Origin of the sequence: Solimonas marina (genome assembly GCF_012241385.1) — a bacterium.
In the GTDB taxonomy this organism is placed as follows: Bacteria; Pseudomonadota; Gammaproteobacteria; order Nevskiales; family Nevskiaceae; genus Solimonas; species Solimonas marina.
Genome location: NZ_JAAVXB010000003.1, coordinates 83,858 through 104,048, shown reverse-complemented (window position 1 = coordinate 104,048; position 20,191 = coordinate 83,858). Strand labels below are relative to the sequence as shown.

The following is a 20,191-nucleotide window of genomic DNA, read 5'->3' as shown; positions in this document are numbered from 1 at the left end:
CGCTGCGCGGCGCGCCTGCTACGTGTGCGTGAGATTCGGGGCGTCAGCCTCGGCGATGAAGATCACCGACGCCGGTTTGCCGGTCGCCGGATGCCGCGGCTCGCGCAGTTCGCGCACGGCCAGGCCATGCCGCTGGAACAAGGCCAGCCACGACGACAGCGTGCGGAAATACCACGGCGCCGGATTGCGGAACGCCGGGCCGAAACCGGACCACGAGCCCGCTCGCCAGCCATCGACATACGGCTGGTCGCCGCAGGCCGTGAGTGGATGCAGGGTTTGCACGATGAAGGCGCCGCCGGCCGTCAGCAGCCGCGGCACGGCGCGAAACAGCGCGCGCGTCGAATCATCGCCGATCAACGCGAAATTGCAGGCGACCACATCGACCTTGAGACCCAGCGCGCCGGCGGCGAGGTCCTCATAAGAGGCCAGGTGCACATCGCCACCGCCGGCCTCCGCCGCCCGCTCGACCAGTGCCGGCACCACATCAGTACCGATGCAACGCGGCACCCGGCCGCTCAGCGCCCGCATCAGCCAGCCTTCGCCGCAGCCGGCATCGAGCAAGGATTGCGGCGCACGGCCGACGACCGCGTCGACGATGGCGGCATCGGTAACGAGCCGCCGACTCTCGATCTGCTGTGCGCGGACCGCATCGGTCCAGGCCAGCGCGTTGTCATGCCATGACGCGACAACCTGCAGGTCGCTGTATGGCGGCGCGCTCACTGCGAAGCGAAAACCTTCTTCAGCAATTCGGTGCTACGCGCTGCGGGATTCTCGCGAATGCGCTTTTCCTCTTCGGCGATGGTCGTGAACAGACCATCGAGCGCCTTGTCGGTGACGTAGCCGTCAAGGTCCGGCGACGTCTTTCCCGCCAGTTGCAGGAACGGCCCGGCCTTGGTCGACAACGCCTTGTATTCCTGCGTCACTCCGACACTGGCCGTCGCGTTCTGGACGATGGGCAGGATCTTGGCCTTCAATGACGCGCTGGTCGTGCGCTGGAAGTAGCGCGTCGCCGCATCGTCCGAGCCCTTGAGGATGGCCTGCGCATCGGTCACGCTCATCTGCCGGATCGCGTTGCCGAAGATGTCCGCCACCTGCGGCACGGCCTTCTCGGCGGCGCGATTCAGGGTCAGCTGGAATTCGTCGAGCTTCGGTCCCTGGCCGAACTGGCGCAGCGTCGACTCGATACCGGACAGCGGCTGCGGCAGCGGGATGCGCACCGCGGCGTTCTTCCAGAAGCCATCGGTCTTGCCCAGAGAATTGATCGCCTGGGTCGTGCCTTGCGCCAAGGCCTCGCGCAGGCCGGCGACGATCTGACTGTTGTCGAGCGCTGCGGTCCCGGCCGACGACTGCTGCGCCTGACCGAGCATGTTCTTGAGGCTGCTCCTCCAGTCGGCTGCCGCACTGGCACTGACAGTCAGCAAGGCCACGGCGGTTATCGCAAGCAAGGGGCGCATCGGGATCGTCCTTGTGATCGGACGTCCGAGTCTACGGCATCCGCCGCGCGTGATTCAGGCGGCTGCGCGTGCGACCTGCCCAGCGTCCGCGTTGGCCAGATCGCGTGCCGCGAGGTAGCCGAAGGTCATGGCCGGCCCCAGTGTCGAACCGGCACCGGCATAGGTCGGCCCCATCACCGCCGCCGACGTATTGCCGGTCGCATACAGACCGGCGATGACGCTGCCGTCTTCACGCAACACGCGCGCCCGCGCATCGGTCACCAACCCGCCTTTGGTGCCGATCTCGCCCGGCCACAGCGCCACCGCGTAGAACGGCGCTTTGACGATCGGCCCGAGACAGGTATTCGGCTTCACCGACGGATCGCTGTAGTAACGATCGATTGCCGTTTCGCCCTTGTGGAATTCCGTGTCGACACCGGTCTTCGCGTACCCGTTCATGCGCGCCACGGAGTCCTTCAGGCCCGTCGCGTCGACGCCGATCTTCTGCGCCAGCGCGTCGAGCGTGTCGGCGCGGTAGTAGACCTTGTCGAGCCAGTCCTTCGGCAGCTTGGAATCGGGCTCGATCTGTCCGGGCAAAAAGATGCCCATCGGATACTTGTGGCGGAACGTCGCGTCGAACACGAGCCAGCACGGCACGCAGCCGTTGCCCTTGGCGTCATCGGCATACATCGCGTCGCGAAAATCCGGATAGGCCGCAGCTTCGTTGACGAAGCGCTGGCCCTTGCGATTGACCGCCACGCAGCCCGGCATGCCACGCTCGACGAACAGCGTGATCTGCTGTTTGGCGCCCGGCTTGGCGACGGTGGGCGAGCCCCAGACCTTGTCCATCAGATCGATCGCGGCGCCGAGCTGCTGGCCGGCGCGAATGCCGTCGCCATGATTGATCGGCGGCGCCGCCGTCCACTCGGTCGTGGTCGGCTTGGCGAGATACTGCTCGCGCATCTGCTGGTTGGATTCGAAGCCACCGCACGCGAGGATCACGCCGCGCCGCGCGTGATAGCGCAGCGGACGACCGTTCTGCGTCACCGCCACCCCCACCACGCGGCCGTTGTCCTCGACCAGCGATTCGAGCCCGGTATCCAACTGCAGCGGCACATCGTGTTGCAGCATCGCATAACGCAACGCCGCGACCATGCCCTGGCCCAACACCTGACGACGATCGCGATGCGTGCGGCGCCGCCACGCGAAATCGAACCAGTATTTGAGTACCAGCTTCAACGTCAGGCGGATCCAGCCGGGGCCGCGCGAAAACAGCGTATGCGCCTCGATCTGGTCCATGGCGATACGCCCCATCAGCAGCGTGCCCTTGAATGACTCGCGCTGCCGGTCGAATTCGGCGCCGAGCTTGGCGCCATCAAAGGCGTCGGGCTGCATCGAGCGCCAGCCTTCCTTGCCGCCGGGCTGGTTCGGGTAGTAATCCGGATACTTCGGCACGCTGTGAAAGCGCACGTCGAAGGTGTCGGCCAGATAGCGAACCATGTCCGGTCCATTACGCAGGTAGGCCTCGATGCGCGCCTGCGGCACGCCGTTGCCGATCACCCGCTTCAGATAGGTCAGCGCCTCATCGAAGGAATCGTGGGCGCCGGCCTTGGCGATGTCGTCATTGCACGGAATCCAGATGCCGCCGCCCGACACCGCACTGGTGCCGCCGTACTTGTCCGATTTTTCGATGACGACCGCCGACAAGCCCTGCGCCTTCGCGCACAGCGCCGCGGTCATGCCGCCGCCGCCGGAGCCGACGACGATCACATCGTATTGCTGATCCCAATGATTCGCTTCGCCGACACCCATGCTCGCCACCTGCTGGTTTTTGCCCGCGCGCGACGACGCGCGCTTGAACCGGACGCTTGCTTCGCTTTTAGATAAACACGTCGGTGTTTTCGCGACCGAGCAGCATCGCGCCGTAGTTGCGGCCGAACTGATCGGGGTTGTTCGCGTAATGGCCGCGCGCCGCATAGATGTCGAACAGGTACCGGTGCAGCGGAAAATCCGTGAAGATGCCACGCCCGCCACAGGCCGAGAACAGTGCGTACGCATGCTTGGCGCAACGGTCGACGACCTGAGCCGCCTGCGCGCGGAAATGTACGCGCTGTTCGATGTCGGTCAGCGCTTCACCGGCGCGGATCTTGCCCATCAGCACGTCGAAGTTGCGGTGCAGGATCAGCTTCATCTCGTCGATGGCCAGCGCCGCGTCCGCGGCAGCAAGCTGCGCCGGCGGCTGCTCCGAGGTCTTGTTGCCCATGTCGCCGACGCGAACCTTGGCGAAGTCGAGAAAGGTGTTGAGCGCACCCTGCAGGCCACCGATGGCCGCCGACGACACCGCGCGCACGAAGATCTGCCCGAACGGCAGCTTGTAGAGGTCGGCGGTGAACGTATCGCGGCCGGGATTGGTGCCCATGAAGCCGTCCAGACCGCGATGCGTGCGGTATTCCGGAACGAAGACGTCCTTGACGACGATGTCCTTGGAGCCCGTGCCCTTCAGGCCCATGGTGTGCCAGGTGTCGATGATCTCGAAGTCCGATTTCGGCAGCAGGAAGGTGCGGTACTCCGGCGGCTGGCCGTCGGTGAAGATCAGGCCGCCGAGAAAGATCCAGTCGCAGTGATCGCAGCCGCTTGAAAAGCCCCAGCGCCCCGAGAAGCGAAAGCCGCCTTCGACCGGCGTCACCTGCCCCTTCGGCATATAGGTCGAGGCGATGCGCACGTTGCTGTCGTCCTTCCAGACGTCCGCCGCGGCGCGCGGGTCGAACAGCGCGATCTGCCAGTTGTGCACGCCGATCACGCCGTAAATCCAGGCCGTCGACATACAGCCTTCGGCCAGCGTCATGCAGATGTCGTAAAAGACCTGCGGGTCCATTTCGTAGCCGCCGTAGAGCTTGGGTTGCAGGACACGGAAGAAGCCCGCCTCTTCCATCTCCTTGACGGTTTCGGCCGGCACCACCCGTTGTTCCTCGGCCTGCTTCGCACGGCTGATCAGCGTCGGCACCATGTCGCGGGCACGCTGAATCAACACATCGGGGGACATCGGGATGGTCCCGCTGCTCTTCTGGGGGGCTTGGCTCGGCACGACGAATCTCCTGTGTCGGCACACCGCAACATCGGCATTGCGGCGGCGCTTCGATAGCGGCTGCTGTTTTCACACACATTCGCCGGCCCGAGCCTCGTCCGAATTGGGGAGCCCCGGCAGACGATCGAGGCGTGCCGCCGTTCAAATTCTGTCGACGTTCGCGTTGAGAAGGGGCCTGCTTTCGATGCCGGTTCGTACTGTTGATGCGGCCGCAGATGCCCCTCGCTTTTGTAGGAAATAAAAGGGGTTTTGCGTACGACACGACACTTCATTCAAACGGGTGATGTGACCACCCAGGCCGCTGCCCACACTGACCCCACGATCGCAAAACCGTCGATCGCACACATTCAAGATTTGACGATTGAACAGGAGCGCCGCATGGCGACCTCGCAGGACTACAAACTCGGCGATCACACCTTCCCTCGCGGCTGGTTCATGGTTGCCGAATCGGCCAAGGTGACCGACAAGCCGCAAGGCGTGCGCTTCTTCGGCCAGGACTTCGCGCTGTATCGCGGCAAGGACAGCGGCCGCGTGATCCTGCTCGACGCCTATTGCCCGCACATGGGCACGCACCTGGCGCGCAACACCACGTCCTACGTCGCCCAGGATGGCGCCGTCGAAGGCGATTCGATCCGCTGCCCCTATCACGCCTGGCGCTTCGGCGCGGACGGCAAGTGCAATCAGATTCCGTATTCGAGCGGGCCGATTCCGCCGGCAGCGAAGGTGCGTTCATGGCCGGTCGTCGAAAGCATGGGCGCGGTGTTCGTCTGGCACGACGCCGAGGGCGGCGAACCGGAATGGGACGCGCCGTCGCTGCCGGAATGGGACGACCCGGCATGGACGCAATGGACGTTCGATGATCTCGGCAAGATCGACGTGCATCCGCAGGAGATCGTCGACAACATCACCGACGCGGCGCACTTCGGTCCGGTGCACGGCTCGAAGACCAAGTTCTTCGAAAACGAGTTCCGCGGCCACCTGGCGATCCAACGCATGGGCGGCGGCCACCGCACGCTGGTCGCGGAAGGCGGACCGATGCTGGTCACCGAAGCGGTTTATCACGGCCCGAGCATACTGATCACGCGCATGAGCGGGCTGTACGACTCGTACATCTTCATTGCCCATACGCCGGTCGACGACGGCTCGACCTATGTCTGGCACGCCTTGCTGGTGCGTACACACGACGGCCGCCCGGCCACCGCTGACGACCACGCTGCCGCGCGCCAGTATCAGGACATGGCACTCGCGGCATTCGCGCAGGACTTCGAGGTCTGGAAGCACAAGCGTCCATGCTTCCAGGGCATGTTCGTGCAGGGCGACGGCGCCTTTCGCCTGCAGCGCATCTGGTACAAGCAGTTCTACAACGCGCGTGCGCGCAAGCACGAATTTCTGCGTCAGGTCGAAGGGGTGCACGTGCCGCGCGGCATGGAGCCGGCACCGGACGACATGCGGCAGGCCAGCGAGGCGGCACTGCCGATGGCAGCCAATGGCTGAATCGGATCGGGGCGCGGGGGTGGAAATGGGGCTCGCCGTCGTGCGAGCCCCGCTTTCTTCGCCGCTGCGCCGTTAGCGCGAGGCGCGCATTGCCTGCCGGAACGCCTCGGGAGTGTTGAAGTCGTAGCAGCGCGTTTCGATGCGCTCGCTGATGCGCCAGCCGTCGGCACTGCGCTCGTAACGGTCGTGATACCAGAGTCCGAGAAACATGGTCTCACCGGGAACACCGTCGACGGTCGGCAACACCATGGGATTGAAGCAGGCGATGGTGCCGCGTGCGACATCACCGTCGATGTCGAAGCGCAGATTGCCGTTGAAGTGCATGTAGGCGGGAAAAATCGCGAGGGCCTGCGGCAACCATTCTCGAATCTGCGGCCAGCGCCCGTCGATGCCGCCCATCGCGCGATAGTCGATGTAGGCGTTCGGCATGAACAAGGCATCCAGACGCTCGAACGCGCGCTCGTCGATCGCGTAGGCGTAATCGACGACCAGACGCTCGAGCGCGAGGCGATCAGCGAGCGAGCGCAGTTCGGCGTCGTTCACGTCGGCGCGCCGCTCATCTGCATGTCGCCAGGGCCCCAGAAGGCGCGCATCGACGTGAAACGGCCGGCGTCGTCGAAGGTCATCACATCGATCACGCGGATCACCGCCGCACCCTGCGGCATGTTCAGTTCGACATCGAAGGCCATCGCCGCCGAATTACCGTGCGAGCCGCGGATCGGCGCCGCAAGCTTGAGCTTGGCGCCGGTCGCGATCGAATGTTCGTAGAACTTGCGGATCGCGTCCTTGCCGGACTTGAGCGAACTGCCGACCGGGTCTTCGACCGTTGCATCGTCGCTGTACAAGTCGGCGATGCCTTGCGCATCGGCCCGGTTGAAGCCGTCGATGTATGCCTGCATGGCGGCCTTCATCGCTGTCTCGCTGGGCACGAATCTCTCTCCCGTGAATGGCGGCAAACGGAGCGCTCATGCTGCGGGCCTTCCGTCCGGCAGGATTCGTCCGTCCGGATGAAGGGGAGTGGTAAATAAAGCTCTATTGTCGTGGGCAGTGGCGCCACGGGCCTTGACGCCCCCTGTAGAAGGGGCTATTCCTTGGCCATCCGACATTTTGAGAACCGATTCGCAAAAGTCCCTGAAGAGGATGAGCGGACCCCGGAAAATGTCGGCGCAGGTACATTACAAGGAGGAGTCGTCATGGCCGTAACCGCCGAACGGATGTCCGGCACCCGCGCTGTCGTTGCCGGCAAGCGGGCCAGTCTCAGCACCGCCAGGGCACGTCAGCCCCAGCCGGTGCAGCTCGAACAGATGGACGCGCTGCTCGGCGCCATCTACGAAGGTCCCACCGAAAGCCCGCCATGGCAGACCGCCATGCTCAAGCTGCGCGAGGTGCTGACCGCATCACATGTCACCTTGATGCTGCGCCCGCCGTCTTCGGACAGCACCGGCATCATGATCAATACCGGGCCGACCACCGCGCAGGGCATAGAGTCTTACGAAACACATTTCTTCGCTGCCGATCCGTTCGTGCGGCTGGCCGAAGGTGATGTGTTCTCGGCCGAAGAACTGATTGGCCCGCAGTGGCGACAGAGCGAATATTTCCGCGAGTTTCTCGAACCGATCAACGTGCGCCATCTGCTCGGCGCCGATATCTACACGCGCGACGGTATCGAATGTCGCTTCCGCGTGACGCGCGGCCCGGACGCCGAGCCGTTCTCGAACGAGGACAAATCGCTGGTGCGACTGCTACTGCCGCACCTGAAGCGCTCGATCCAGCTGCATGCGCGTCTCGACTTCCTCGAGTGCGAGCGCGCGCTGTTCGCCGGCACCGTCAATCGCATGCTGCTCGGCATGGTCAGCTTCGACGCCAACGGCAACATCATTGAGACCAACCAGGAAGCACGCCGCATCCTCGCCGAGAAGGATGGCATCTGGCTGGCCGGCAACACGCTGTGCGTCGAGAGCAGCAATGAAAGCCGCGAGCTGCAGCGCATGCTGCGTGGCGCGATTGCCGACAACGGCAACAGTAGCGAAGGTCCGGGCATGGTCGAAGCGATGGCCGTGACGCGGCCGTCCGGTCGCGCCAAGCTCGGCATCCTGGTCCGCACGATTCCGCTCGGCCGCTGGTCGGAAAGCAAGCAGCGCCCCGCCGTTGCGGTATTCCTGCGCGACCCGGAATCGAATGCCGCACAGCCGTCGCAGGAGCTGGTTCGCCGCCTGTTCGGCCTGACCCGCATGGAAGCGCAACTGGCGCTGCTGCTGACCGAGGGCTTCACGCTCGACGAAGCCGCCGAGAAGATGAACGTGCGGCGCAACACCGCGCGCACGCATCTGCGCTCGATCTTCTGCAAGACCGGCGTCACGCGGCAAACCATGCTCGTCCGTCTGCTGCTCAACAGCGTGCTCAGCATCGGCTGACGCAAAGCGCCGTCAAAGAAAAAAGCCGACGGCTCCCACCGTCGGCTTTTTTGTTTACCGCACCCACATCGGACTCAAGGTCCGTTTCCCCCACCCCAAATCTTTAGGACTCCACCCGCGTCAACCATTCACTCCGATTGCGCGTTGGCGAATCTCTAGCGGGCGCTGTTGTACCGCGTCACACGGGCCAGGTCTTTCGCTGCTGGCGGCCGTCGCCGTGGCACCACGGCCACAACACGAAGGGCCGCACGCGAGCGACTACTCGCCTTCCTCCATGCCGAGTTCCTTGATCTTGCGCGTGAGGGTGTTGCGGCCCCAACCGAGACGCTTGGCCGCTTCCTGACGCTGGCCCTTGGTCACGCTCAGCGCGACGTCGATCATGGTCCGCTCGAACAGCGGCACCGCCGTACCGAGCAGATCGCTATGACCGGCGGCGAGTTCGCGCCGCGCCCATTCCTGCAGGCTGTCATTCCAGTTCGGCAGGTCGTGCGCTTCAGCGCTGACGGCGGCGGTGCGTGGCATCTCCACCGGCTCGGCCGTCGCCATCGCGACGGGGGCCATCGCCGGCGTCGGCTCGACCGTCGTCATCCGCGTCGGCGCCTGCATCAGCTCCGGCGGCAGGTCCTGCGGGTGCACGTCCTGCCCTGGCGCCATGACGGTCAGCCAGCGACAGATATTTTCAAGCTGACGCACGTTGCCGGGCCACGCGAACGTCTTCAACCGCTGGATGACGTCGGGGCGCAGGCGCTTGGGCTCGGTCTTCAACTCCTCGGACGCACGCAGCAGGAACGATCGGGCCAGCTGCGGAATGTCCTCGGGGCGCTCGCGCAGCGGCGGAATGCGTACGCGAATGACATTGAGACGGTGATAGAGGTCCTCGCGGAAGCGGCCCTGCCGAACCAGCTCGTCGAGATCCTGATGGGTCGCGGCGATGACGCGCACGTCGACCTTGATCGGCGCCACACCGCCGACACGGTAGAACTCGCCGGTCGACAGTACGCGCAACAGGCGCGTCTGCAGGTCGGCCGGCATGTCGCCGATTTCGTCGAGGAACAAGGTGCCGCCGTCGGCCTGCTCGAAACGGCCCTTGCGCTGCGTGGCGGCGCCGGTGAACGAGCCGCGCTCATGGCCGAAGAATTCGGATTCGAGCAGATCCTTGGGAATCGCCGCGGTGTTGATGGCAATGAACGGCCGGCTCGCGCGCGGGCTGTTGGTATGCAGTGCGCGCGCGACAAGCTCCTTGCCGGTGCCCGACTCGCCGGTGATCAGCACCGTGATGTGCGACTGCGACAAACGGCCGATCGCGCGGAACACGTCCTGCATCGCCGGCGCTTCGCCGATCATCGTCGCCGGCGCCTCGATCGGGACCTCGTCCTGGGTCTCTCGAGTACGCGCGGCGCGGCGCACGAGATCGGCAACGCCGTCGACATCGAACGGCTTCGGCAGGTATTCAAAGGCGCCGCCCTTGTACGACGCCACCGCGGCGTCGAGGTCGGAATGCGCGGTCATGATGATGACCGGCAGTTCCGGGTGCGCCGCGTGGACGCGCGTCATCAGGGTCAGGCCATCCACACCCGGCATGCGGATGTCGGAGACCAGCACGTCCGGCACTTCGTCGGCCAGCGCGTCGAGCAGCTCGGCGGCGCCCGGAAAGCTGGTGACCTGCATGCCGGCACGGCTCAGCGATTTTTCGATGACCCAGCGGATCGACTCATCGTCGTCCACGATCCAGACATTCAGCACGCTCATGTCGACTCGATCGGCAGATAAATGGAAAACACCGTGCAGCCTGGCCGGGAACGGCACTCGATCAGGCCACCATGGCTATGAATGAGGTACTGCGACAGCGGCAGGCCAAGCCCGGTGCCTGTCGCTCTGGTCGTCACCATCGGATAGAAGATCTTCTCGATCATGTCCGGGGGCACGCCACAACCGCTGTCCTCGATGTCGATCTGCACCATCAGCTTGTGTCGCGCGCCACCGATCGTCAGCTGGCGTCGCGCGCGCGTGCGCAGCGTGATCGTGCCGTCATTGCCGACCGCGTTGAGCGCATTGCGCAGCACGTTGAGGACGGCCTGGATGATCTGTTCGCGGTCAACCACGACTTCCGGAATGCTCGGGTCGTAGTCGCGCAGCAACGCCACCTCGGGCGGCGCCTCGGCCTGCACCAGGCGGCGCACGTGCTCGAGCAGCTCATGGATGTTCATCAACGACTTCTGCGGCGCGCGATTCGGCCCCAGCATGCGATTGACGAGGTTCTGCAGGCGATCGACCTCGCGGATGATCACCCGCGTGTATTCGCGATGCTGCGAGTCCGGGAACTCGTGTTCCATCAGCTGCGCGGCGCCGCGGATGCCACCGAGCGGATTCTTGATTTCATGCGCCAGGCCGCGGATCAACTCGCGACTGGCATCGAACTGCAGCTGCAACGTGCCATCGCGCGAGATGCGCTGATGACGATCGACGGTCTGCATTTCCATCAGCAGGCCTGGCTTCTTGCCGACGATGAACGGCGTCACGGTCAGGTCGACCGTCAGCGTCGCCGTGCCGTTGCGGCTGAGCTTGAGCTCGCGTTCGATGAAGCCGGTGCCGCTGTCGATCGCCGCCTGCAGACGCCGCTCGTGCGGCACGAAATGCGGAATCGCCTCGACCACGGGCGCGCCGAGTACCAGCCGGCGCGACACCTCGAACAGTCCCTCAGCAGCTGAATTGATCGTCGACACACGCAGGCCCTCGTCGACGGACACCACCGAGGTGGTCAGACCGTCATATACGTCGTCCGCGGTTACGCGACTGCGCACTCCCAGTTTCATCGGCCAAGCCAACGCAAGATGCAGGCCATGGAATTGGACAGGAACCGGACATCGGCACCGCCCGCCATGCACCACTATAGTGCTTAATGATTATCTTGGTGCGTTGTTGGCCAAACTGGCGCTTGGCACGTCGAAGACGGCGGGTACCGACCGGGCGCGCTCGGCGCCGCGATCGTCCAGCAGCACCACGACCAAGGTGTGCCGGCCGGGCGCCAACGCCCCCATCGACACACTCAGATCATCGACGGGCTGCGGGCTCAGAGATTTTCCATCCAGTTGATAAACCAGGTGAAAACCACTAACCAAGCCCGGCATGACGCTGGCCGCGGCGACCGCTCCGTGCGCTTCGACGTCCCGCTCGCCGGGCGTTGGCGACTCGATGCGTACGGCAAAACGCGCCGCTTCACGCAGGGCCTCCGCCGAATAGAAAGCCGGCGGTCGCGATGGCGTCGTACCGGACGGCGCTTCAAGCTTGAGCGGCCGCGCGTTCCGCTCCGGTGCACGATCGGTGTAGTGCACGACGCCGTCGGCGTCGATATAGCGGTAGACGGGCTCGCCGGCGGTGGCCACGAAGGTCGCCGTCAGCGCCAGCCCCACCGCGAACAGCATCAAAGGCTTCATGGCTGCAGCTTAGGTGGTGGCGGCACGAAAAGCACCGCACCCGCCAGCCGCCGCACAAAAGAAAATGCCCCGCCGGTCGGCGGGGCATTCGGTACCGCAACAGACTCGATCAGAGCGAGTAGTACATGTCGAACTCGATCGGATGCGTGGTCATGCGGAACCGCGTGACCTCCTGCATCTTCAGTTCGATGTACGCGTCGATCAGGTCGTCGGTGAACACGCCGCCCTTGGTCAGGAACTCGCGGTTCTTGTCGAGGGATTCCAGCGCCATGTCCAGGCTGTGGCAGACGCGCGGGATCTTCGCATCCTCTTCCGGCGGCAGATGGTAGAGATCCTTGTCCGCGGCTTCGCCCGGGTGGATCTTGTTCTGGATGCCGTCGAGGCCGGCCATCATCATCGCCGCGAAGGCGAAGTACGGGTTGGCCAGCGAGTCCGGGAAGCGCACTTCGATGCGGCGACCCTTGGGGTTGGCCACGTACGGGATGCGGATCGACGCCGAGCGGTTGCGCGCCGAATAGGCGAGCATGACCGGCGCTTCGAAGCCCGGCACCAGACGCTTGTAGCTGTTCGTGCCCGGATTGGTGAACGCGTTGATCGTCTTGGCGTGCTTGAGGATGCCGCCGATGTAGTACAGCGCGAGCTCCGAGAGGCCGCCGTACTTGTCGCCCGAGAACAGGTTCTTGCCGTCCTTGGCCAGCGACTGGTGGACGTGCATGCCCGAACCGTTGTCACCGACGATCGGCTTCGGCATGAAGGTCGCCGTCTTGCCGAACTGATGCGCAACGTTCTGGACGACGTACTTGAGCTTCAGGACTTCGTCGGCCTTCTTCGTCAGCGTGCCGAACTTGACGCCGATTTCGCACTGGCCGGCGGTCGCGACTTCGTGATGATGGACTTCGGTCGGCATGCCGACTTCTTCCAGCGTCGTGCACATGGCCGAGCGGATGTCCTGCAGGCTGTCGACCGGCGGCACCGGGAAGTAGCCGCCCTTGATGCCCGGACGATGGCCGGTGTTGCCTTCGGCGTATTCCTTGCCCGCATTCCACGCGGCTTCGGTCGAGTCGATATGAACGAAGCTGCCCGACATGTCCGAACCGTGACGGACGGAGTCGAAGATGAAGAATTCGTTTTCCGGGCCGAAGAACGCGGTATCGGCGATACCCGTCGACTTCAGATACTCCTCGGCGCGCTTGGCGAGCGAACGCGGGTCGCGGCCATAGCCCTGACCGGTGGCCGGCTCGATGACGTCGCAGCTCAGCACCAGCGTCGGGTCTTCAAAGAACGGGTCGATGAACGCCGTCGAAGCTTCCGGGAGCAGGATCATGTCCGACTCGTTGATGCCCTTCCAGCCGGCGATCGACGAGCCATCAAACATCTTACCTTCGGTGAAGAGCTCTTCCTCGATGGTGTGCGAAGGCACGGTGACATGCTGCTCCTTGCCACGCGTGTCGCAAAAGCGGAAATCTACGTATTTGATTTCCTTGTCTTTGATTGTCTTCAGTACGTCGCTACCCGACATGGGTCTCTCCTTAGGGACTTACAAAAATCGGACGCCGCCGGGGACCGGCTGTCGCGGGGCTGAATCCAGCATGAAGCATGCCAGACACTGGTTGAAAACCCGTATACGTCATTCGACCCGGTGCCACGGCAAAATCGGCAGGATCAGCGATCCGGCGCGAAAATCCGCTCGACCGCCCGCTCGTATTGATACGCGAGTTGGGTCGGCGCGTCGACCGTCATGCCCAGATCGCGCAGCAGGCCGTCCTTGAGGCTGTAGCACATGGCGTGCAGGCTCAACGGCTGGCCGCGCTGCCAGGCATCCTCGACGACCGTGGTCTGGCCGACATGCAGGACCTGACGCACGGCATTGAGCTCGCAGAGCCGGTCATGCTGCTGATCTTCCGACACCGCCGACAGCTGCGTCCAGTGACCATCGGCCACGTCGCGCACGTGGCGCAGCCAGTTGTCGGACATGCCGATGCGCTCACGCCGCAGCGCCAGGCCGACGCCGCCACAGCCATAGTGGCCGACGACCATGATGTGCTTGACCTTGAGCACCTCGACCGCGAACTGCATCACCGCCAAGCAATTGAAATCGCTATGAACGACGACGTTGGCGACGTTGCGGTGGACGAAGACCTCGCCCGGCGGCAGGCCGAGAATCTCATTGGCCGGCACTCGCGAATCGGCGCAGCCGATCCACAGATAGTCGGGTCGCTGCTGGCTCTCGAGTCGCTGGAAAAAGTCCGGGTCCTCGGCCACACGCGCCCGAGCCCAGGCCTGATTCTTGAGGAACAGATGGTCGAGCGTGTGCATAGCCGCGACTATAGCCGCGCCGGCATGACAGCGGGGAGGTCGCGCGACATTTCCTCGCCCGAAGCGATGGCCGGGCAGGCTGCGGCGATTGATATACTCGCGGCCCTTTCAGCCGTGCCGTTTCCGTTGCCATGACGTTCCAGGACATCATTCTCACGCTGCAGAAATTCTGGGCCGAGCAGGGCTGCGTGCTCGTGCAGCCGATGGACATGGAAATGGGCGCTGGCACCTTCCACTGGTCGACCTTCCTGCGCGCGGTCGGTCCGGAACCGTGGAACACTGCCTACGTGCAGCCGAGCCGTCGCCCGACCGACGGCCGCTACGGCGACAACCCGAACCGGCTGCAGCACTACTACCAGTTCCAGGTGCTGATGAAGCCGAGTCCGGCCAACATCCAGGACCTTTATCTGCAATCGCTGAAGCTGCTCGGCTTCGATCCGCTGACCCACGACATCCGCTTCGTCGAGGACAACTGGGAATCGCCGACGCTTGGCGCCTGGGGCCTGGGCTGGGAAGTCTGGCTGAACGGCATGGAAGTCACGCAGTTCACATACTTCCAGCAGGTCGGCGGTCTGGAATGCCGGCCCGTGGCCGGCGAGATCACCTACGGCCTCGAACGCCTGGCGATGTATATCCAGAAAGTCGAATCGGTCTACGACCTGGTCTGGTCGGACACCGGCGGCCGCGTCGTCACCTATGGCGACGTCTACCACCAGAACGAAGTCGAGCAGAGCACCTACAACTTCGAGCACGCCGACGTGACAGCGCTGTTCGAGCGCTTCAACAAGGCCGAGGCCGAGTGTCAGCACCTGCTCGGCCTGGACACGCCACTGCCGCTGCCGGCCTACGAGCGCATGGTCAGCTGCTCGCACGCGTTCAACCTGCTCGACGCGCGCGGCGCGATCAGTGTCACCGAACGCCAAGCCTACATCCTGCGTGTGCGCACGCTGGCGCGCGGCTGCGCCGAGGCGTATTTCAAGGCCCGCGAAGCGCTCGGATTTCCGATGCTGGCGACACCCGCGCAGGCCGCCTGACCGGCACCTCGTCCAGCACTCGTCGGCAAAGATCAAAGAAAAGGCCGCCGGAATCGCTTCCGGCGGCCTTTTTTTGCTGGGTCGCGCGACGGCTGCCTGGCTCAGTCCGGCATCAGGCCAGATCGAAACGGTCGAGGTTCATCACCTTGACCCAGGCGGCAACGAAGTCCTTGACGAACTTCTCCTTGGCGTCGCTGGCGGCGTAAACCTCAGCCAACGCGCGCAGCACGGCATTGGAGCCGAACACCAGATCGTTGCGGGTCGCGGTGTACTGGAGCGCGCCACTCTTGCGGTCGCGCCCCTCGAAACGCTCGGCCTTGTCGTCGACCGGCTTCCACACCGTGCCCATGTCCAGCAGTTTGACGAAGAAGTCATTGCTGAGCACGCCGACCTGATCGGTCAGCACGCCGTCGCGGCTACCGTCGAAGTTGGCGCCGAGCACCCGCAGGCCACCGACCAGCACCGTCAGCTCCGGCGCCGTCAAGGTCAGCTGCTGCGCCTTGTCGACCAGCAGCGCCTCGGTCGACGCGCCGCTCGAGGTACCGCGATAGTTGCGGAAGCCGTCGGCCACCGGCTCGAGCACCGCCACCGACTCGACATCGGTCTGCGCCTGCAATGCATCGACACGACCCGGCGCGAACGCCACCTCGATCTTGACGCCCGCCGCTGCGGCCGCCTGTTCGACACCCACGCTGCCGGCGAGCACGATGACGTCGGCCAGCGACGCCTTGCCCGATGCCTTCTGGATGGCCTGCAGCTTCGGCAGCACGCCGACCGCGATCTTGTTGACCGCCCAGTCCTTCTGCGGCGCCAGCGCCAGGCGCGCGCCGTTGGCGCCGCCACGCTTGTCGCCGCCACGGAAGGTGGAGGCCGATGCCCAGGCGACCGAGACCAGCTCGCTGACCGACAGACCCGCCGCGGCGATCTTCGCCTTCAGGTCAGCGATGTCGGCAGCCGTCGGCTGGTGCGTCGACGCCGGCAGCGGGTCCTGCCAGAGCAGGTCTTCGGCCGGCACTTCCGGACCGAGGTAGCGCGCCTTGGGCCCCATATCGCGGTGTGTCAGCTTGAACCAGGCGCGGGCGAAAGCTTCGTTGAACGCCTGCGGGTCATTGAGGAAACGCCGCGAGATCTTTTCGAACTCGGGGTCGAAGCGCAGCGTCAGATCGGTGACCAGCATCGTCGGCTTGCGCTTCTTGGCCGGGTCGAACGGGTCCGGAATGATGTCCGGCGCATCCTTGGCCTCGAACTGGATGGCGCCGGCCGGGCTGCGCGTCTGCACCCATTCGTACTTGAACAGATTCTCGAAGAAGTAGTTGCTCCACTGCGTCGGCGTCTGCGTCCAGGCCACTTCCAGGCCCGAGGTGATCGCGTCGGCACCGGCACCGCTGCCATGCGTGCTGGTCCAGCCCAGACCTTGTGATTCGAGCGTGCCGCCTTCGGGGTCGACGCCGACATGGCTGGTCTGACCGGCGCCGTGCGTCTTGCCGAGCGTGTGGCCGCCCGCGATCAGCGCGACGGTTTCCTCGTCGTTCATCGCCATGTTGCCGAACGTGGCGCGAATGGTCGCCGCCGCCGAGCGCGGATCGCCACTGGCATTCGGCCCTTCCGGGTTGACGTAGATCAGGCCCATCTCGGTTGCCGACAACGGATTCTTGGCCAGCGCTTCCGGATCGCGGAACGACAGCCAGGCCTTTTCGTCGCCCCAGTTGACGTCCATGTCCGGCTCCCAGACGTCCTCGCGCCCGGCCGCAAAGCCGAAGGTGCGGAATCCCGCCGCCTCGAGCGCGACGTTGCCGGCGAGCACGATCAAGTCGGCCCAGGAGATTTTCTGCCCGTACTTTTGCTTGACTGGCCACAGCAGGCGACGCGCCTTGTCGAGGCTGACGTTATCCGGCCAGCTGTTGAGCGGCGCGAAGCGCTGCTGTCCGCGGCCAGCGCCGCCACGGCCATCGACCATGCGATAGGTACCGGCGCTGTGCCAGGCCATGCGGATGAACAAGCCGCCGTAGGTACCCCAGTCGGCCGGCCACCAATCCTGCGAGTCGATCAGCACCGCACGAATGTCGGACTTCAGCGCGGCGTAGTCGATCTTCTCGAATTCGTCGCGGTAGCTGAACGACTCGCCGAGCGGATTGGAGCGCTCGGAGTGCTGATTGAGCAGGTCCACTCGTAACTGCTTCGGCCACCAGTCGCGATTGCCGGTACCGCTGCCGGCCGCCTGGTGGAAAGGGCACTTGGCTTCATTGGACATGGGTTCGGTCTCCTTTGATCCTTTTGCGATACATCACACGCAACCACATGAAGTCTGCGCCCTCGGGGGTGACAGCCTCGTGGCCGATGGTAGTCGCGCGACGGCGACCTGGCGGCCACCGGCACGACTATGGAAATCAGCGCAACTGCATCTGCTCGACCAGCGCGCCGCGCACCGCGGGGTCGACGCTCAGATCGGTCAGCGCCGCGGCGCCGAGCAGCAGCATCAGCGCCGCGGTCCAGGTGCGCAGCGACAAATGCTGCGATCGTGCCGGGCGACGGCGCGGCGCAACAGCCCCGATCGAGGGAGTCGCAGCGGCGGCCGCGTAGGCGAAAGTCTTCATGGCAAGGCCCTTGAGTAGCGTCTGACTCTTAACGTACGCCCCTTTTATTCATTATTGAAATTGATTGTTTGTTTCAACTTCATAGTTATTTCCTTCAATAAGACCGAGACCGCCACACGCGCCCGGTTGGCGCCTCGCCCCGAATCCCGGACAATCGCGCGCTCTTTTGCTTTGACGCTGTCCGCACGCCATGTCACGCGCTCTCCTGCTCGAAATCGGAACCGAAGATTTGCCGGCCCGCTATGTTGCTCCGCTGTCGGCGGCGCTGACGCGCGGCATCGGCGACGGCCTGACCAAGCGCGGCCTCGGCCACGGCGCGGTCGAAAGCTTCGCGACGCCGCGACGCCTCGCGGTGCTGATCGCCGACGTCGACGAACAACAGCCGATGCAGACCCAGGAGCGCCTGGGTCCGGCACTGAAAGCGGCGATCAAGGATGGCCAACCGACGCCGGCGGGCCTGGGCTTCGCCAAGTCGTGCGGCGTCGAGTTCAGCGATCTCGGCGAGAAAGACGGCAAGCTCTACTTCGCGCGCCAAAGTCCGGGCAAGGCCACCGCCGAGCTGCTCGCCGACATCTTCGAGGACACCCTCAAGCAGATGGACGAACTGGTGCCCAAGCGTATGCGCTGGGGCAACGGCGACGAAACCTTCGTGCGCCCGGTGCAATGGCTGTGCTGTCTGTTCGGCACCGACGTCGTGCCACTGCAACGCTTCGGGCTGAGCGCCGGTCGCCTGAGCTACGGCCATCGCTTTCATGCGCCGGCGGCGATCGAGCTAACGGAGCCCGCGGCCTATGCCGACGCGCTGCGCGCCGCGCACGTCTGGGCCGATCTCGCGTCGCGCAAGGCGGAAATCCGTCATCAGATCGAAAAGCAGGCCGCGGCGATGCACGGCCACGCGCGCATCACCGACGACCTGCTCGAAGAAGTCGCGGCGCTGGTCGAATGGCCGGTCGCGATCACCGGTCATTTCGAGGAACACTTCCTTGAACTGCCGCCGGAGGTCATCGTCGCCACCGTCGAGACCAATCAGCGCTACTTCACGGTGTTCAGTGACGTCGCGCAGACGCAGCTGACCCATGCCTTCATCACGGTCGCCAACATCGAGTCGCGCGACGTCACGCAGGTGATCACCGGCAACGAACGCGTCGTGCGCCCGCGCCTGGCCGATGCCTTGTTCTTCTGGCAACAGGATCTCAAGCAGCCGCTCGCCGCCTATGGCGAGACGCTCGAGACCGTGACCTTCCAGAAGGAACTCGGCACCACCGCCGCCAAGGTCGGCCGCATCGTCGCGCTGGCCGGCCGCATCGCCGAGACGCTGGGTGCCGATGTCACCGCGGCGCGGCGTGCCGCCAGCCTGTGCAAGAACGACCTCGTGACCAAGATGGTCTTCGAGTTTCCGGAACTGCAGGGCCTGATGGGCGGCTACTACGCGAGCAAGGCCGGCGAGCCGGCGGCGGTCGCCACCGCGATCCGCGAGCACTATCTGCCGACCCAGCAGGGCACGCCGATTCCGGCCACGCGCGAGGGTCAGATCGTCGCGCTGGCCGACAAGCTCGACACCCTGGCCGGCATTTTCGCGATCGGCCAGAAGCCGACCGCCAGCAAAGATCCGTTCGCGCTGCGCCGCGCCGCGCTCGGCGTGCTGCGCATCTGCCTCGAGGCCGAGCTGCCGCTCGATCTCGTCGAAATGCTGCGTTACGCACTGGAGCAGCAGCCCGCCGGCAAGCGCGACGCGGCGACGCTGAGCGAACTCGTCGACTTCGTGCAGGAGCGCCTGCGCGCCTACCTGGTCGGCCAGGAGATCGACGCACGCACCATCGCCAGCGAAACCTTCGAGGCGGTACGCGCGCTCGGCATCACGCAGCCGCTGGATTTCCGCCGTCGCCTGTTGGCCGTGCACAGCTTCGCCACGCACGCCGCGGCACCGAACCTCGCCGCCGCCAACAAGCGCGTACGCAACATCCTCAAGCAGGCCGGCGACGTCGGCGATGCGATCGATGCCACGCGCTTCGAGCATGACGCCGAAAAGACGCTGCAGGCACAGATCGACGCGGTCACCGCGCAGAATGCGCAAAGCACCGACTACGCCCAGCAGCTCGTCAACCTCGCCGCGCTGCGCGAGCCAATCGACGCATTTTTCGACGGCGTGATGGTCAACGCCGAGGACGCCGTGGTGCGCGCCAACCGTCTCGCGCTGCTGGCCCGCTTCGACGCCGCCTGCCGCGCCGTCGCCGACCTCTCGCAGCTGCCGGGGTAGCCCTGAGAAAAGCGCTGCTTTTCTCGCGATTACGCCTGGCCCCGGCGCGTGCCTCGATACACCGCGCTGACGCGCGGCACTCGGCATGAACGGTGGGCCGATGACCTAGATGCGAAACCTCTCCGATCGT

Annotated in this window: 17 protein-coding genes; 4 read left to right on the top strand and 13 right to left on the bottom strand. The window is 65.0% G+C overall.

The features are described from left to right. Nucleotides 1–18: 18 nt before the first annotated feature. The 4 genes from G7Y82_RS06675 to G7Y82_RS06660 all read right to left on the bottom strand — a co-directional run bounded on the left by G7Y82_RS06675 (nt 19) and on the right by G7Y82_RS06660 (nt 4,476). A complete protein-coding gene (locus G7Y82_RS06675) occupies nt 19–720 on the bottom strand; it encodes a class I SAM-dependent methyltransferase (RefSeq protein WP_168147258.1) in 702 nt (233 codons plus the stop codon). Continuing rightward, a complete protein-coding gene (locus G7Y82_RS06670; protein WP_366515624.1) occupies nt 717–1,427 on the bottom strand; it encodes a DUF4197 domain-containing protein in 711 nt (236 codons plus the stop codon). Before G7Y82_RS06670 ends, G7Y82_RS06675 begins: the two co-directional genes overlap by 4 nt. An 81-nt stretch (nt 1,428–1,508) precedes the next feature. Beyond that, nucleotides 1,509–3,245: an FAD-dependent oxidoreductase gene (locus G7Y82_RS06665; protein ID WP_168147256.1), complete on the bottom strand. Its 1,737-nt coding sequence runs from the start codon at nt 3,243–3,245 to the stop codon at nt 1,509–1,511. 67 nt (nt 3,246–3,312) lie between these two features. Further along, the gene (locus G7Y82_RS06660) at nt 3,313–4,476 is read right to left on the bottom strand and encodes a flavin-dependent monooxygenase (RefSeq protein WP_168147571.1); all 1,164 of its coding nucleotides are present in this window, start codon (nt 4,474–4,476) and stop codon (nt 3,313–3,315) included. Nucleotides 4,477–4,896: 420 nt separating this feature from the next. On the opposite strand from G7Y82_RS06660, the gene G7Y82_RS06655 reads away from it, so the two are divergent. Next, nucleotides 4,897–6,012 (top strand): 3-ketosteroid-9-alpha-monooxygenase, oxygenase component, encoded by a 1,116-nt coding sequence (locus G7Y82_RS06655; protein WP_168147255.1) that lies wholly within the window; start codon nt 4,897–4,899, stop codon nt 6,010–6,012. Nucleotides 6,013–6,084: 72 nt separating this feature from the next. Here the strand turns inward: G7Y82_RS06655 and G7Y82_RS06650 are convergent, their stop codons facing one another. Both G7Y82_RS06650 and G7Y82_RS06645 read right to left on the bottom strand, forming a co-directional pair. After that, nucleotides 6,085–6,555, bottom strand: a complete 471-nt coding sequence (locus G7Y82_RS06650) for a nuclear transport factor 2 family protein (RefSeq protein WP_366515623.1) — start codon at nt 6,553–6,555, stop codon at nt 6,085–6,087. Beyond that, nucleotides 6,552–6,941, bottom strand: coding sequence for a steroid Delta-isomerase (locus tag G7Y82_RS06645; protein WP_168147254.1), 390 nt, complete (start codon nt 6,939–6,941; stop codon nt 6,552–6,554). The genes G7Y82_RS06650 and G7Y82_RS06645 overlap by 4 nt, the downstream gene beginning before the upstream one ends. A gap of 264 nt (nt 6,942–7,205) precedes the next feature. Between G7Y82_RS06645 and G7Y82_RS06640 the strand changes: the two genes are divergently transcribed. Then, nucleotides 7,206–8,426, top strand: coding sequence for a helix-turn-helix transcriptional regulator (locus tag G7Y82_RS06640; protein WP_240954126.1), 1,221 nt, complete (start codon nt 7,206–7,208; stop codon nt 8,424–8,426). A 258-nt stretch (nt 8,427–8,684) separates the two neighbouring features. Here the strand turns inward: G7Y82_RS06640 and ntrC are convergent, their stop codons facing one another. The 5 genes from ntrC to can form a co-directional block, all read right to left on the bottom strand. Next, nucleotides 8,685–10,175: a nitrogen regulation protein NR(I) gene (gene ntrC / locus G7Y82_RS06635; protein WP_168147253.1), complete on the bottom strand. Its 1,491-nt coding sequence runs from the start codon at nt 10,173–10,175 to the stop codon at nt 8,685–8,687. Beyond that, nucleotides 10,172–11,239 carry a nitrogen regulation protein NR(II) gene (glnL, locus tag G7Y82_RS06630; protein WP_168147252.1) on the bottom strand — a complete coding sequence of 356 codons (1,068 nt, stop codon included), beginning with the start codon at nt 11,237–11,239 and terminating at the stop codon, nt 10,172–10,174. Before glnL ends, ntrC begins: the two co-directional genes overlap by 4 nt. Nucleotides 11,240–11,329: 90 nt before the next feature. Further along, on the bottom strand, nt 11,330–11,848 hold the full coding sequence (locus G7Y82_RS06625) for a DUF4124 domain-containing protein (RefSeq protein WP_168147251.1): 519 nt from the start codon (nt 11,846–11,848) through the stop codon (nt 11,330–11,332). A gap of 121 nt (nt 11,849–11,969) precedes the next feature. Continuing rightward, nucleotides 11,970–13,379, bottom strand: coding sequence for a glutamate--ammonia ligase (gene glnA, locus G7Y82_RS06620; protein ID WP_168147250.1), 1,410 nt, complete (start codon nt 13,377–13,379; stop codon nt 11,970–11,972). Between the two features lie 143 nt (nt 13,380–13,522). Continuing rightward, a complete protein-coding gene (gene can, locus G7Y82_RS06615; RefSeq protein WP_168147249.1) occupies nt 13,523–14,176 on the bottom strand; it encodes a carbonate dehydratase in 654 nt (217 codons plus the stop codon). 131 nt (nt 14,177–14,307) lie between these two features. Here can and glyQ point away from each other — a divergent pair, with 131 nt between their 5' ends. Further along, complete coding sequence (gene glyQ / locus G7Y82_RS06610) at nt 14,308–15,210, top strand: glycine--tRNA ligase subunit alpha (protein WP_168147248.1); 903 nt, start codon at nt 14,308–14,310, stop codon at nt 15,208–15,210. Between the two features lie 112 nt (nt 15,211–15,322). Here the strand turns inward: glyQ and katG are convergent, their stop codons facing one another. Together katG and G7Y82_RS06600 are read right to left on the bottom strand one after the other, a co-directional pair. After that, on the bottom strand, nt 15,323–17,461 hold the full coding sequence (gene katG, locus G7Y82_RS06605) for a catalase/peroxidase HPI (protein ID WP_168147247.1): 2,139 nt from the start codon (nt 17,459–17,461) through the stop codon (nt 15,323–15,325). A gap of 136 nt (nt 17,462–17,597) precedes the next feature. After that, nucleotides 17,598–17,804, bottom strand: coding sequence for a hypothetical protein (locus G7Y82_RS06600; protein ID WP_168147246.1), 207 nt, complete (start codon nt 17,802–17,804; stop codon nt 17,598–17,600). Nucleotides 17,805–17,994: 190 nt separating this feature from the next. Between G7Y82_RS06600 and glyS the strand changes: the two genes are divergently transcribed. Beyond that, complete coding sequence (gene glyS, locus G7Y82_RS06595) at nt 17,995–20,061, top strand: glycine--tRNA ligase subunit beta (RefSeq protein ID WP_168147245.1); 2,067 nt, start codon at nt 17,995–17,997, stop codon at nt 20,059–20,061. Nucleotides 20,062–20,191: the final 130 nt, after the last annotated feature.